Here is a 14,200-nt window from a genome sequence, read left to right on the forward strand (position 1 = left end):
GCTTACAGGGGCCTTCCCAACTGGGCCCCGGCCTTCGCCGGGGTACATCAGGGAGTCTCGCGTCGGGCCGGATGCCCGAATCCTACAGCAATTTGTCGAGGGTGATCGGCAGGTCGCGGATGCGCTTGCCGGTGGCGTTGAACACCGCATTCGCCACCGCCGCGCCGACGCCGGTGATGCCGATCTCGCCGACGCCGCGCGCACCCATCGGCGTGTGGGGATCGGGGATGTCGGTCCACATCACCTCGATCTCGGGCACGTCCATATGCACCGGCACGTGATATTCGGCGAGGCTGGGGTTCATGATCCGGCCGTTGCGCTCGTCATATTGCGTCTCCTCCATCAGCGCGAGGCCGAGCCCCATGATGATGCCGCCGCGGAACTGACTCGCCGCGGTCTTGGGATTGAGGATGCGGCCGCAGTCGAACGAGCCGAGGAAGCGGCTGACCCGCACCTCGCCGGTCACGATATTGACCCGCACCTCGCAGAACATCGCGCCGTGCGAGTGCATCGACCAATGCATCGTCTCGAGCGGCATCGGCGGCGTCGCCTCGACCACGACCGTGTCGCGCTGCGCGCGCGCGAGGATCGAGGCATAGCTTTCGTGCCGCGTCGGCTCGTCGAGCTTGGCGAGGCCGCCGTCGATCCCGCCGACCTCGTCGGCATCGAGCCCGGCGAGCGGCGAATCGTTGCCAGCGAGCTTGAGCAACTCGCCGACCAGAGCGCGATGCGCGGCGATCACCGAGGCGCCGATCGCCGCGGTCTGCTGCGACCCGCCGGCCATGACGACGCCGGGCAGGCTGCTGTCGCCGTAGCGGAAGGTCACCTGCTCCATCTCCAGCCCGAGCCGGTCGGCGGCGACCTGCGTCTGCGCGGTGGCGGTGCCCATCCCCATGTCGTGCGCGGCGATGTCGACCGTGGCATGGCCGTGGCGGGTCAGCGTGATCCGCGCCGCGCCGCCGGGCATCCGGTAATAGGGATAGGTGGCGGTGGCGACGCCCATGCCGACCAGCCATTCGCCCTCGCGCCGCGCCCCGGGCTTGCCGCGCTGCGCCCAGCCGAAGCGGGCGGCGCCGTCGCGATAGGCCTTCTCGACCTCGCGCGACGAGAAGGGCGCGCCGGTGGTCGGGTCCTTCTCGGGCTCGTTGCGCATCCGCAGCTCGATCGGATCGATGTCCATCGCCACGGCGAGTTCGTCGATCGCGCTCTCCAGCGCGAAGGTGCCGACCGCCTCGCCGGGCGCGCGCATGAAGGTGTTGGCGACCATGTCGAGATAGGCGACCTCGACGTCGAGCTTCATCGTCTTGCTCGCATAGGCGCTGCGCGTCGGCAGGATGAACGGTTCGGGCAGGACATTGTGGTGGCTCATCGCCACCGTGCCGGTGTGGACCAGCGCGTCGAAGCCGCCATCCGCCTGCGCGCCGATCGCGACGCGCTGCTCGGTGATCGTGCGGCCGCCGACGATGCGATAGACGCCCTCGCGCGACAGCATCAGCCGCACCGGCCGGCCGGACAGCTTTGCGGCGGCGGCGGCGAGCACCTGATGCTGCCACAGCCCCTTGCCGCCGAAGCCGCCGCCGACGAACGGCGAGGTGACGTGGACCTGATCCTCGTCGAGCCCGAAGACGTGACCGAGCGACCACGCCATGTGCGCGACCATCTGCGACGCGTCGTGGACGCGCAGCGTCTCGCCCTCCCAGACGACGGTGACCGCATGCAGCTCGATCGCATTGTGGCTGTGGCGCGGCGTCGTATAGGTCGCATCGACGCGATGCGGTGCGGCGGCGAGCGCCGCGTCGGCGTCGCCGCTCTCGTATTTGAGCGGCTGGCCCATGAACTGGCCGGGCTCGGTGCCGTTGGCCTTGGCCTCGTCGAGCGCGGTGACCGAGGCTTCGGCGACGTAATCGACGTGGATCAGCGAGGCGGCATGATCGGCCTCGTCCTGCGTCTCGGCGAGCACCAGCGCGACCGGCTCGCCGTTCCAATAGACGCGGTCGTCCTGCATGATCGGCAGGTCGTTGCCGCCGCACGCCTTCTCCGAGGTCATGAACAGCGGCATCGGCGCCATCCGCGGCGCGTTGCGATAGGTCATCACCAGCGCGACGCCGGGCGCGGCCTCCGCCGCCGCGGTGTCGAGCGTGGCGATGCGGCCCTTGGCGACGGTGCTGAACACCAGCGCGGCATAGGCCATGCGATCGAGGGGGAATTCGGCGGCATAAGGCGCGATGCCGCGCACCTTGATGGCGCCGTCGAGCCGCGAGATCGGCTTGCCGACGAAGCCGTGCTGCTGGCGGATCAGCGGATCGGGGCGGCCGCCGGGCATCCAGCTGTCCGGCGCCATCTGCACCGCGGTCTGCATCGCGGCCTGCGCGGCGCCCTTTACCGCCTGTTTGGCGTCTTCGACGATGCTCATGAATCCACTCCCGCGAGGTCGGCGAGCACGGCGACGATCGTCCGCCGCGCCAGTTCGATCTTGAAGCCATTGTCGCGCAGCGGCTGCGCCGCCGCGAGTTCCGCCGCCGCCGCCGCCTCGAAGGCGGCTCGCGTCGCCGGGCCGCCCCGCAGCGCGGCCTCCGCCTGCGTCGCACGCCACGGCTTGTGCGCGACGCCGCCGAGCGCGAGGCGGACGTCGGCGACCCGCCCGTCCCGCACCTCGATCGCCGCGGCGACCGAGATCAGCGCGAAGGCATAGCTCGCGCGGTCGCGCACCTTGCGATAGGTCGAGTGCGCGGCGAGCGGCAGCGCGGGCAGCTCGATCGCGGTGATCAGCTCGCCGGGTTCGAGCAAAGTCTCGATCTCGGGATGATCGCCGGGCAGGCGGTGCAGCTCGGTCAGCGGCAGCGTGCGGGTGCCGCCCGGCGCGGCGAGATGGACGGTCGCGTCGAGCGCGGCGAGCGCCACCGCCATGTCGGACGGATGCGTCGCGACGCAGGCGGACGACGCGCCGAGGATCGCGTGGATGCGGTTGAAGCCGTGGATCGCGTCGCAGCCCTGGCCGGGCTGGCGCTTGTTGCAGCGCGACCCCTCGACGTCGTAGAAATAGGTGCAGCGGGTGCGCTGGAGCAGATTGCCGCCGATCGTCGCCATGTTGCGGATCTGCGCGCTGGCGCCGGCGAGGATCGCCCGGCTGAGCATCGGGTAGCGGCTGCGCACGATCGGATGCGCGGCGAGCGTGCCGTTGCGCACGCCCGCGCCGATGCGCAGCCCGCCCCGCTCGGTCTCCTCGATCGTGGTCGACAGCGCGGTGACGTCGACCAGCGCGGCGGGACGCTCGATCGTCTCGCGCATCAGGTCGACCAGATTGGTGCCGCCGCCGAGATAGCGGGCGTCGGGCGCCGCGGCGAGGCGGAGCGCCTCGTCGGTGGCGGTCGCGCGGGCGAAGGTGAAGGGGGTCATGCCGCCACCGCCCGGTCGTCCGCCGCGGGGGCGTAGACGTCGAGGATCGCATCGACGATGCCGTTATGCGCGCCGCAGCGGCACAGATTGCCGCTCATCCGCTCGCGCAATTCGTCGCGGTCGAGCGTGATCGCGGCGCCGAGATCGGCGGTGACGTGGCTCGGCATGCCGCGTTCCAGCTCGGCGGCCATGCCGATCGCCGAACAGATCTGTCCGGGCGTGCAGTAACCGCATTGGAAGCCGTCATGCGCGATGAAGGCGGCTTGCAGCGGATGCAGCGTCTCGCCATCGGCAAGCCCCTCGATCGTCGTCACCGACCGGCCGTCATATTGCACCGCGAGCGCGAGGCACGAGACGATCCGCTCGCCGTCGACCAGCACGGTACAGGCGCCGCACGCGCCCTGGTTGCAGCCGAGCTTGGTGCCGGAGAGGTGGAGGCGCTCGCGCAGCAGGTCTAGCAGAGAGACGCGGGGGTCGTCGGGCAGCGGCACCGAAGATCCGTTGACGGTGATGGGCATCGCGATTTCTCCCAATATTTTGGCCAACTTAGCCGAGGCGCGGCGGGCCGGCAACGCAGCCGTCGGCTTTTTGGGAAAGCGATGCGATCTGACGCGTTCGGGTCATCGAGCATAAGGAATTCCCGATGAAAGCGATGACATTGCCCGCCCCCGGCGGCCTCGACCGGCTGGCCTTCGCGGAGCGCGCCGATCCCGGCGCGCCCGGCCTGCAGCAGATCCGCGTCGCGCTGCACGGCAGCTCGCTCAACTATCACGATCTCGGCATCGCCACCGGCCGGATGCCGAGCGCCGACGGCCGCATCCCGCTCGCCGACGGCGCCGGGATCGTCGAGGCGGTCGGCGAGGGCGTGAGCGAGTTCGCGGTCGGCGACATGGTCGTCTCCTGCTTCTTTCCCGACTGGCAGGACGGCACCCCGACCGTCGGCGACTTCAGCCGCACGCCGGGCGACGGTATCGACGGCTTCGCGCAGGAGCATGTCGTCCTGCCCGCCACCGCCTTCACCCATGCACCCAAGGGCTATGACGCGGTCGAGGCGGCGACGATCACCACCGCGGGGCTGACCGCGTGGCGCGCGCTCGTCGTCGATGCGCAGATCAAGGCGGGCGACACCCTGCTGCTGCTCGGCACCGGCGGCGTATCGATCTGGGCGTTGCAGATCGCCAAGGCGATGGGTGCGCGCGTCGCGATCAGCTCGTCGTCCGACGAGAAGCTCGCGCGCGCCGAGGCGCTCGGGGCCGACTTCACGCTCAACTATCGCAGCGACGAGAAGTGGGGCCGGACGGTGCGCGACTGGACCGGCGGGCGCGGCGTCGATCACGTCGTCGAGGTCGGCGGCCCGGGCACGCTCGCCCAGTCGATCGAGGCGGTCCGCGTCGGCGGGCATATCTCGTTGATCGGCGTGCTTACCGGCGTATCGGGCGAGGTGCCGACCGCGGCGCTGATGGGCAAGCAGGCGCGGCTCCAGGGCCTGATCGTCGGCAGCCGCCGCGAGCAGCAGGAGTTCGTCCGCGCATTGGAGGCGACCGGCATCCGCCCGGTGATCGACCGCCGCTTCCCGCTCGACCGGCTCGCCGAGGCGTTCCAGTATGAGATGGACGGCAGCCATTTCGGCAAGATCGGCATCGAATGGTGAGTTCAGGGGCGCCCGCACCTAATTCCCGTTAGCCCTGAGCTTGTCGAAGGGCGGCGCTGCAAGCGAATCCGGCTCTTGTGGAACCCGTGCTTCGACAAGCTCAGCACGAACGGGTGGTGGAGGGTTGGTTGAAGGGTGATGGAGCGGTGGCTCAGCGGATGCCGAACCCCTCATTTCCGTTAGCCCTGAGCCTGTCGAAGGGCGGGTGCCGCAAACGCACCCGCCTCTTGTCGAGCCCCATGTTTCGACAAGCTCAGCATGAACGGGGATAGAGGGTTTGTGGAGAAGTGGTGGAGAGGCGGCGGAGCGGTGGTGGAACGCATACCCGACCCCTCTCCGTTAGCCCTGAGCCTGTCGAAGGGCTGTGCCGCACACGATAGGTCGGATGTAAAAACCCGTGCATCGACAAGCCGCAACCCCCCATCGGAAACGCCCACAGCACGGCGCGTTCAGAACGCCGCGATCGCCTTGAGCACCCGATCGGCCTGCGCCACCAGCCGCGGCAGTTCCGCCGGCAGGTCGATCGCGGCGACGCTGTGCGTGTGCAAAGCATCGGTGTCGATCGCGCCCTGCCGGATCGCGTCGATCACGCGGGCGAAGTCGGCGGCGAGCGCGTTGCGGCTGGCGAGCAGCGTCGTCTCGCGCTTGTGGAAGTCTGGGTCGGCGAAGATCAGGTCACCCTTGGCGACGCCTACCAGCACGTAGCTGCCGCCATGCGCGACCTCGGCGAGGCCGGCGTTCATCGCCGCGATGCTGCCGGTGGCGTCGAACACCGTCGCAAAGCCGCTGCCCTCGGTCAGCACCGCGAGGCGCGCCGCGGCACCCTCGTCGGCAAGGATGCAATCGCCGAAGCCGAGCCGGTCGCGGGCATGGTCGAGCCGGGCGGCGCGCGTGTCACAGAGCACGACGTGCGCGCCATCCAGTCGCGCGAACAAGGCGGTGGCGACGCCGATCGGTCCCGCGCCGCGGACCAGCACGCGCTCGCCCGCCGCCAGTCGCGCGCGCGCGACCGCATGCGCGCCGATCGCGAGGAATTCGACCATCGCCGCCTGGTCGAGGCTGAGCCCGGTCGCATCGATCGCGGCGCGTTCGGGGATCGCGATCACCTCCGCCATGCCACCGTCGACATGGACGCCGAGCACCGCGACGGTGACGCAGCAATTGGGCTTGCCGCCGCGACAGGCGACACAGACGCCGCAGGCGAGATAGGGATTGATCGTGATCCGCTGGCCGGCGCGGAAGGCGCTGCCCGCGGGCGCCTCGACCACCTCGCCGGCGAGTTCGTGCCCCATCACCCGCGGATAGGCGAGGAACGGCTGGTTGCCGGCGTAAATATGGTAATCGGTGCCGCACAGGCCGACGCGGCGGATGCGGACCAGTAGTTCGCCCGGCCCCGCCTGCGGCGGGTCGCGCTCGACCGCCTGCAGGTCGAAAGGTTGCTGGCACACGATCGTCAACACAAGGCCAGCCTCTATTTGCAAGTCAGCTTGCAAATATGAAAGAACACGGGATCTGGCAAGCACCGATCGCCGACCCGCGGCGAACCGGTCAGGAGGGGTGGTAGCCCATCGCGATCGAGATGTCGGCGGCGGCGTTGCGCAGATGCTCGCGTGCCGCCTGCATGTCGACGGTCTGCGATCCGTCGATCAGTTCGAGGAAGGGGATGGTCAGCGCCGCCGCGACCTGCCCGTCGAAGCCGAAGATCGGGAAGCTGAGGTCGGTGACGCCGCGGGTGATCGGGCTCTTGCGCTGATCGTAACCGCGGGCGCGGACCTGCGCCAATTGCCGGTCGAGCGCCGCGCGATCGACCGGTGTGCGGGCCGCGGGGATCGCCTGCGCGAGCACCTGGTCGCGTGCCTCGTCGGAGGAGAAAGCGAGCAGCACGTTGCCCGAACAGCTCGCCAGCATGTCGATCCCGGCGCCGAGCCGCAGCGAAAAGCCGCGCGTGCCCGGATTCTGTTCGCGGGTGATGACGAGGCCGCTGCCGTCGTTGACGACGACGAGGTGGCAGGACTGGCCGGTGTCGATCGCGAGGCGGCGCATCGCGGCGCGCGCGGCGGTGACGAGATCCTGCGCGGGCGTCGCGCGATAGGCGAGGTCGAGCAGCTTGTAGGCGACCGAATAGCGATCGTCCTTGCTCGATTTCTGGAGATAGCCGAGCTTCTCCATCACCACGACGATGCGGAACAGCTCGCCGACCGAACGGTTGAGCCGCACCGCCATCTCGCTGATCAGGATACCGCTCGGCTGCGTTTCGAGCAGTTCGAAGATCTCGAACGCCTTTTCCACGGCCGGCGCCGCGTAGGTCGTCTTCGAACCCGATGCCATCTGGCCCTCCTCCGTTCGTCGTCGCCATGCGGGGACCGCAGGCGGCTGTCAAATCGCTCGCCGCTGCCGGATGCGCGCCGAGCTGCGCGAGGCGGCGGCACGCGCGCCTTGCCGCATCCCGGCGTACGGGCGATGTTGCCGCATCCCCAAGCACTTGCAGCGAGAATGCCGACGATGACGCGCCACCTTCTGTTCCTCGACATCGATCCGTCGTCGGCCTCGGTCGCGGCCTATCGCGACTGGCACCGCGCCGGCGGGCCTCCCGCCGCGATCAACCGCTCGATTCGCGCCAGCGGCATCGAATCGCTCGAGATCTGGCACGTCGGCGACCGGCTCGCGATGATCATGGAGACCGGCCCCGATTTCTCCGCCGCGGCGAAGGCGGCGGCGGATGCGGCGGACCCCGACGTCCAGGCCTGGGAAGCGTTGATGGAGCGCTTCCAGCGGCGGCTGCCGTTCGCCCCCGACGGCGAGAAATGGGTCGCGGCGGAGCGCGTCTATTCGCTCGACGAACAGCCCTGACGTGCCGCCCGGCGGCCTTGTCGCCGCGGTAAGACTATGAAAGGCGACGATCTTTCACGACAAGGCGAGGTGGAACGTGGCAATCGGAACGGCAGGCAGCACCGCGATCGCCGGGGTGGTCGACGCGCATCACCATGTCTGGCGGCTCGACTGGCCGGGGCATCAATGGCCCGATGCGAGCCTGCCGGCGATCCACCGTGACTTTGCGCTCGCCGATCTGCGCGCCGACAGTCGCGGCGTGGATCTCGCCGCGACGGTGCTCGTCCAGTCGCAGCCGACCGATGCCGATACCGACCGGCTCTGCGCGATCGCCGCCGCCGAGCCGCTGGTCGGCGCGCTGGTCGGCTGGGTCGATCTCGCCGCCGCCGACGCGCCGCGCCGGATCGCGCAACTGGCGGCGGCCCCCAAGCTGCGCGGGCTGCGGCCGATGCTCCAGTCGATCGCCGACACCGACTGGATCCTGCAACCGGCGCTGGACGATGCGATCGCGGCGATGGTCGCGCACGGCCTGCGCTTCGACGCGCTGGTCCAGCCGCGCCATCTCAGCGCGCTGCATCGCCTCGCGCACCGCTGGCCCGACCTGCCGATCGTGATCGATCACGCCGCCAAGCCGAGCGCGGCGGCAGGCGGGCTCGATCCGTGGCGCGACGAGATCGCCGCGCTGGCGGCGTGCGACACCGTCTGGTGCAAATTGTCCGGCCTGCGCACCGAACAGCCGCCGGGCGAGCCCGCCGCGGCTCTGGCGCCCTATGTCGCGCATCTCGTCGCCTGTTTCGGCGAGCGGCTGATGTGGGGCAGCGATTGGCCGGTGCTGCACCTTAGCGGCGACGATTACGGCAGCTGGTTCCAGGCCGCCCGCACGCTCGCCGCACTCGACCCCGCCGGCGAGCGCAGCCTGTTCGCCGACAGCGCCCGGCGGTTCTACGGACTCGCCCTGCCATAGAATGCCCGGAAGATCGCTTGCCTAATGAAAATACATTTGCAAGTATGATAACTTGACCGAGCGCCCGACCTGGCGGCGAGCGGCGCGGGAGAGAGACATGGCGGGCATCAGCAAGCGCGAATTGTTGGGGGCATCGCTCGGCGCGGGGCTCGCCGCCGGGCCGTTCGCGCGCGCCGTCGCCGCCGCACCGCTGCCCGCGATCGCCCCCGGCCGCTTCCAGCCGACGGTGGACTCGCTCAGCGCCTATCAGACGCCCGACTGGTTCCGCGACGCCAAGTTCGGCATCTGGGCGCATTGGGGGCCGCAGGCGGTGCCGCGGCGGGGCGATTGGTACGCGCGCTTCATGTACGTGCCGGGTCATCCGCATTACGCGCATCACCTCGCCACCTACGGCCATCCGTCCGAATTCGGCTATAAGGACATCATTCCGCTGTGGACCGCGGACAAGTTCGATCCCGAAGCGCTGATGGACCGCTACGCCGCCGCGGGCGCCAAATATTTCGTGTCGATGGGCGTCCATCACGACAATTTCGACCTGTGGAAGTCGCGGCATCATCGCTGGAACGCGGTCGCGATGGGACCCAAGCGCGATATCGTCGGCGACTGGCAAAAGGCCGCGACGCGTCGCAAGCTGCGCTTCGGCGTCTCCGAACATCTCGGCGCCAGCCACAATTGGTGGTATCCGAGCCATCTCTACGACCAGTTCTGGCCGAAGCTCGGCGTCGATTACGACGGCGCCGATCCGCGCTTCGCCGATCTCTACCACAAGCCGCACGACGAGCCCTACACCAACAAGCCGGGCAGCTGGTACACCAACGATCCGGCCTATCATGCGCTGTGGTTCGCGCGCATCCGCGACCTCGTCGACAGCTACCAGCCCGACCTGCTCTATTCCGACGGCGGCCTGCCGTTCGGCGCCACCGGCCGGTCGCTGGTCGCGCATCTCTACAACAGCAGCATCGCCCGCCACGGCAAGCTCGACGCGGTCTACACCTGCAAGGATCAGGGCTCGGGCGATTTCTACAAGGGCGCCTGCGTCCAGGACGTCGAGCGCGGCGTGCTCGCCGGCATCAACCCGCTGGCCTGGCAGACCGACACGTCGAACGGCGACTGGTTCGACAATGTCGACGACAAGTTCAAGACGCCGCCGCAGGTGATCGCGATGCTCGCCGACATCGTCAGCAAGAACGGCAACATGCTGCTCAACGTCGCGCTGCATGCCGACGGCAGCCTGCCGCCGCAGTCGGAGACGCTGCTCGCCGAACTCGCCGCATGGATGGCGGTCAATGCCGAGGCGATCCACGGCACCCGGCCGTGGACGATCTACGGCGAGGGGCCGACCGAGGCGGTGGCGGGCAGCTTCAAGGAAGATGGCAGCTACGTCGCACAGGACATCCGTTTCACCACCAAACGCGGCCGGCTGTATGCGATCACGCTCGGCGAGCCCGCCGGCGCGACCGCGATCAAGGCGCTGGCGCAGGGCAATCCGCACGATCCGCGCCGGATCCGGCGGGTGCGCCTGCTCGGCCACGGCGGCGCGATCCGCTTCGAACAGACCGGCCAGGCGCTGGTGATCGAACGACCGGACCGGCTGCCGACCCGCCACGCCAGCGTGTTCGAGATCAGCTTCGCCTGAGCGGCGATCCTAAAGACAATCGAAAGTACAATCATGATCCCGATCAAATCCTTCGCGCTCGCGGCGGGTGCGCTCCTGCTGGCGGCGGCGCCGGCCCCCGCGGTCCACGCGCAGGATTCCGCAATGCGCGCCGACTGGCCCGGCAAGGGCGATCTGTTCGTCGGCACCTGCTACCAGCCGGTCGACCGGTCGCCGGCGCAGATCGCGCAGGACATTGCGGTGATGAAGGGCGCGGGCTTCACGATGGTCCGCATGGGCGACCTGTCGTGGGATTCGTTCGAGCCGGAGGAGGGGCGCTACACCTTCGCCTGGTTCGACAGCGTCATGGACCAGATGCACCGCGCCGGCATCCGGGTGGTGCTCGACATCCCCGGCCTGCCGGCGCCCGGCTGGCTGCACAAGACATATCCCGGCGTCGACCTGATCAACCAGGACGGCGCGCGGCTGCATGCCGCCAGCCGCTATTGGGACGACATCAGCGATCCCGACTACCGCCGGCACGTCCATGCGCTCGCCGAGCAGATGCTCAAGCGCTACGCGCACCACCCCGCGGTGATCGCGATCGGCTATGACAATGAGGTCGGCAGCTCGCCGATGTCCTATTCGGACGGAGTCCGGCAGCGGTTCGTCGGCTGGCTCAAGCAAAAATATGGCACGATCGAGGCGCTCAACACCGCCTGGGCGACGCAGCGCTGGTCGCGGCGCATCGCCGATTGGGACGGCGTCGACATTCCTTATGGCAACGGGCCGGGGCCGAACGAGCGCAATCTCGACCTCCATCGTTTCTGGTCCGACCAGACGATCGCCGCGCTCGACGATCTCGACGGCGTCCGCCGGCAATATGCCCCGCACCTGCCGACCGCATCGAACCTGTGGCCGGAGGCGGGCAACAAGGGATTCGACTATCTGCGGTCGTGGAACCGCTATGCGACCTATGGCGCGCTCGGCTTCTATCCGGGCGATGCGCTCGGCGCCGCGTTCCAGGTGATGATGATGAAGGCGGGACACCGGACGCCGGTGTGGTTCAACGAATTCACCGCCGGCGGCGGCGGCGATTACGGCATGCCGGACCGGTCGCGGATGTGGGCCTATTTCGGCCTGCTCAATTATGCGCAGACCTTCCTCGCCTGGACGTTCAACTCGCATCTCGGCGGCGAGGAGCAATCGTTGTTCGGGCTGCTCGATCATGACGACCGGCCGTCGTGGAAGGTCGCCGAATTCGCGCGGATCGCCAAGGAGTTCGGCAGGATGAAGACGCTCGGCTTCCCGCGCGACGTACAGCCGCAGGTGGCGATCGCTTATTCGTTCGATACCAACTGGCTGGTCAGCCCGCCGCCCGGCCCCAATACGATCAAGCAATATTTCGCCGGCAGCTACGTCGATCAGGCCAAGGCGGCGTTCCAGCCTTTGTTCGAGGACAATGTCGATACCGCGGTGATCGACATCGCGCACGACCCGATCGACGCCTACAAACTCGTCGTGCTGCCGAGCGCCTATATCATGGATGCGCCGACCGCCGCGGCGGTGCGGCGCTATGTTGCGGGCGGCGGCACCGTGGTGATGACCGGCTATTCCGCCAAGGCGGACGAGACCGGCAAATGGTTCGCGACGCCGCTGCCCGGGCGACTTACCGATGTGTTCGGGCTGCGCACCAACGCCTTCTACCGCGCCGCCACGCCGCTCAAGGTGACGCTGAACGGCGCGACGGCGACCGCGACGGACGGCTATTACGAGATCCTCGAACCCTCGACCGCCAGGCCGCTCGCGATGTTCGACGGGCTCGCGCAGCCGACGCCGGCGATCACCGTCAACCGCTTCGGCAAGGGGCGCGCCATCTATCTGGCGACCGCGCCGCAGGCGGCGCTGCTCGGCCCGCTGCTCCTCTCGCTCTATGCCGGGACCGGCATCGTGCCGGGGCCGAAGACGCCCGCCGGGGTCGTCGCGCGAACGGTCGAGGGGCGGACGATGTACGTCAACACGACCACGGCGCCGGTCGCGGTGCCGCTCGCCAAACCGGGTCGCGACATGATCGGCGGCCGCGCGGTGGCGGGAACGCTGACGCTGCCGGCCTATGAGGTGGCGCTGGTCGAGTGAGCCGCGGCCGGTGCGGCGGCGGCGCTACAGGCGGATGCCGCGCCGCGTCATCTCGGCCACCGCGATCGCGCCGAGCGGCGTGTCGGCCGAGGCGTTGAAGATATCGGCGAGGTCGAGCAGATCCTCGTCGCCGAGCTGGAGGATCGAGGTTTCGATGTCGGCGAGACGCTGCACCGCCAGCTCGCCGCGATCGGCAAGCCGCTTCATCCGTGTTCTTAGCATGACGGGGTCCTAGCAAAGATGGCGGGGCAATGGCAGCAGAGACTTGCCGCGGTCAATCGAGCCGGCGTTGCGCCTCGAACAAGCGTTCCAGCATCGTCTGGACCATCTCGTACCCCAGTTTCGACAGCGCCAGCAGGCCGTCGCGTCGCTCGATCAGCCCGGCTTGGGCGAGCGCGATCACCCAGCGTTCGGTCGTCGCGGGCGGCCCGCCGAGTTCGGCTTCCGACGGATAATGCGCCGCTTCCTCGGCGACGAACAGCGCGAGCAGGATATTGGTCGGCAACGGCGCGTTGAAGCCTTGCGGCAGCGCCTCTGCCACCACCTGCGCCGCGGCGAGCATCCGCTCGGCGAGCTTGGTCGTGGTCGTCGTGCTCACGATCCGCACCGAACCATCCGACGGTGTCAAGGTGCGCGGCATGACCTTCTCCCCCCAAGGTCATCTGTTTAACTTCCATTGATATGGAAAATCAACAAGCTACGGTAAGATCAATGCGGCGGCCCGGCCTGCATCCGCACCTCGATGTCGCTGAGCACGTCGACCGGCAGCGGATGGCTGAACTCCACGCCGACCTCATGCTCGCGGTTCCATGCGATCCAGCCTTCCAGCTTGGTCAGCTGCGGCATGTCGATCGTCACATAGGTGCCGACCGTGACGCGATGCGCCAGCATGATCCGGCATCCCAGATGGGTGATGTCGCTGATCGAACATGCCTCCGCATCGAACTTCATCGACGAGATCGTCGCCGGCCAGACGACGGCGAGACGCTCCGCCTGGCGCTCTTCTTGCGCGAGCCAGGACGGATAGGGGGTGGGATCTACGGAAGCCATGGCTCCTGCTACGGAAAATAGGTTAATATCCCGTCTTGCCGGCGGCTGGACGGGCGCGCTGACACGATGGCAACAGCCAGTGGCACACGGGCAATGGCCGCGCCGGTATCGGCGTCGCACCCGCCGCTCTAGGGCCGGAGCCGACGGGCTGGATTGCGGGGGCACGCATGACCTATTTCATCGTCGCGGCGGCGGCCACGGTCGCTGCCGTCGCGACCTATGGCTATGGCCGGCATCGCCAGCGGCGTGCGCTGCGCAGCGATGCCCGCCGTCGCCTGTCGCGGACGATGGCCGGTGCCCGCGCCGGTGCCGGACGGTCGCGGGACTGACTTTTCGCCGTATCCGACCGCGCTGAACCCTGGATAAACACTTGGTTCAGCATCATTCCATAGCAGTGGGCGCAGTACCATGGGTTTTTGAGGAGCGTATCATGCCTGCTCTACGCTGCCGCATCGGCCTGCATAAATGGACGATCAAGCCGGCGACCCACCGGCCGGGAACGACGGTCCACCGCTGTTCGCATTGCGGCCTCGTCCGCCTCCGCCACGCCCGGCCCAGCTAGGCCGGATCGACAGTCCCG

At 68.8% G+C, this 14,200-nt stretch carries 15 protein-coding genes; 7 read left to right on the plus strand and 8 right to left on the minus strand.

All coding sequences use genetic code 11. From position 1 onward, the window contains the following. Positions 1-82 precede the first annotated feature (82 nt). Genes MC45_RS16895 through MC45_RS16905 form a run of 3 tightly spaced genes read right to left on the minus strand, consistent with a single transcriptional unit; the run spans position 83 to position 3,914 of the window. On the minus strand, positions 83-2,413 hold the full coding sequence (locus MC45_RS16895) for a xanthine dehydrogenase family protein molybdopterin-binding subunit (protein WP_038665666.1): 2,331 nt from the start codon (positions 2,411-2,413) through the stop codon (positions 83-85). Continuing rightward, the gene (locus tag MC45_RS16900; protein ID WP_038665669.1) at positions 2,410-3,396 is read right to left on the minus strand and encodes an FAD binding domain-containing protein; all 987 of its coding nucleotides are present in this window, start codon (positions 3,394-3,396) and stop codon (positions 2,410-2,412) included. Before MC45_RS16900 ends, MC45_RS16895 begins: the two co-directional genes overlap by 4 nt. Next, entirely contained in the window at positions 3,393-3,914 is a 522-nt protein-coding gene (locus MC45_RS16905) for a 2Fe-2S iron-sulfur cluster-binding protein (protein ID WP_052075735.1), read from the minus strand. Before MC45_RS16905 ends, MC45_RS16900 begins: the two co-directional genes overlap by 4 nt. A 125-nt stretch (positions 3,915-4,039) precedes the next feature. Between MC45_RS16905 and MC45_RS16910 the strand changes: the two genes are divergently transcribed. Then, the gene (locus MC45_RS16910) at positions 4,040-5,047 is read left to right on the plus strand and encodes a zinc-dependent alcohol dehydrogenase family protein (RefSeq protein ID WP_038665672.1); all 1,008 of its coding nucleotides are present in this window, start codon (positions 4,040-4,042) and stop codon (positions 5,045-5,047) included. A 449-nt stretch (positions 5,048-5,496) separates the two neighbouring features. On the opposite strand, the gene MC45_RS16915 is transcribed toward MC45_RS16910, so the two are convergent. After that, positions 5,497-6,507, minus strand: coding sequence for a zinc-binding alcohol dehydrogenase family protein (locus MC45_RS16915; RefSeq protein WP_038665675.1), 1,011 nt, complete (start codon positions 6,505-6,507; stop codon positions 5,497-5,499). Between the two features lie 88 nt (positions 6,508-6,595). Continuing rightward, positions 6,596-7,375 carry an IclR family transcriptional regulator gene (locus MC45_RS16920; RefSeq protein ID WP_038665678.1) on the minus strand — a complete coding sequence of 260 codons (780 nt, stop codon included), beginning with the start codon at positions 7,373-7,375 and terminating at the stop codon, positions 6,596-6,598. A gap of 165 nt (positions 7,376-7,540) precedes the next feature. On the opposite strand from MC45_RS16920, the gene MC45_RS16925 reads away from it, so the two are divergent. The 4 genes from MC45_RS16925 to MC45_RS16940 all read left to right on the plus strand — a co-directional run bounded on the left by MC45_RS16925 (position 7,541) and on the right by MC45_RS16940 (position 12,570). Continuing rightward, a complete protein-coding gene (locus MC45_RS16925) occupies positions 7,541-7,897 on the plus strand; it encodes an L-rhamnose mutarotase (protein ID WP_038665681.1) in 357 nt (118 codons plus the stop codon). Positions 7,898-7,973: 76 nt separating this feature from the next. After that, positions 7,974-8,840, plus strand: coding sequence for an amidohydrolase family protein (locus MC45_RS16930; protein ID WP_245640764.1), 867 nt, complete (start codon positions 7,974-7,976; stop codon positions 8,838-8,840). 97 nt (positions 8,841-8,937) lie between these two features. Next, the gene (locus tag MC45_RS16935) at positions 8,938-10,476 is read left to right on the plus strand and encodes an alpha-L-fucosidase (protein WP_038665684.1); all 1,539 of its coding nucleotides are present in this window, start codon (positions 8,938-8,940) and stop codon (positions 10,474-10,476) included. Positions 10,477-10,509: 33 nt separating this feature from the next. Further along, positions 10,510-12,570, plus strand: coding sequence for a beta-galactosidase (locus MC45_RS16940; RefSeq protein WP_038665688.1), 2,061 nt, complete (start codon positions 10,510-10,512; stop codon positions 12,568-12,570). A gap of 24 nt (positions 12,571-12,594) precedes the next feature. Here MC45_RS16940 and MC45_RS16945 read toward each other — a convergent pair whose 3' ends face one another. The 3 genes from MC45_RS16945 to MC45_RS16955 form a co-directional block, all read right to left on the minus strand. Next, positions 12,595-12,777, minus strand: coding sequence for a hypothetical protein (locus MC45_RS16945; protein ID WP_245640765.1), 183 nt, complete (start codon positions 12,775-12,777; stop codon positions 12,595-12,597). 67 nt (positions 12,778-12,844) lie between these two features. Beyond that, positions 12,845-13,210 (minus strand): hypothetical protein, encoded by a 366-nt coding sequence (locus tag MC45_RS16950; protein WP_052075736.1) that lies wholly within the window; start codon positions 13,208-13,210, stop codon positions 12,845-12,847. A gap of 68 nt (positions 13,211-13,278) precedes the next feature. After that, positions 13,279-13,620: a PilZ domain-containing protein gene (locus MC45_RS16955; RefSeq protein WP_038665697.1), complete on the minus strand. Its 342-nt coding sequence runs from the start codon at positions 13,618-13,620 to the stop codon at positions 13,279-13,281. A gap of 167 nt (positions 13,621-13,787) precedes the next feature. On the opposite strand from MC45_RS16955, the gene MC45_RS19415 reads away from it, so the two are divergent. Together MC45_RS19415 and MC45_RS19965 are read left to right on the plus strand one after the other, a co-directional pair. Beyond that, complete coding sequence (locus tag MC45_RS19415) at positions 13,788-13,949, plus strand: hypothetical protein (RefSeq protein WP_156143869.1); 162 nt, start codon at positions 13,788-13,790, stop codon at positions 13,947-13,949. 101 nt (positions 13,950-14,050) lie between these two features. Beyond that, positions 14,051-14,182: a hypothetical protein gene (locus tag MC45_RS19965; protein WP_281177474.1), complete on the plus strand. Its 132-nt coding sequence runs from the start codon at positions 14,051-14,053 to the stop codon at positions 14,180-14,182. Positions 14,183-14,200 lie beyond the last annotated feature (18 nt).

This window comes from Sphingomonas taxi (assembly GCF_000764535.1).
GTDB classification, from domain to species: Bacteria; Pseudomonadota; Alphaproteobacteria; order Sphingomonadales; family Sphingomonadaceae; genus Sphingomonas; species Sphingomonas taxi.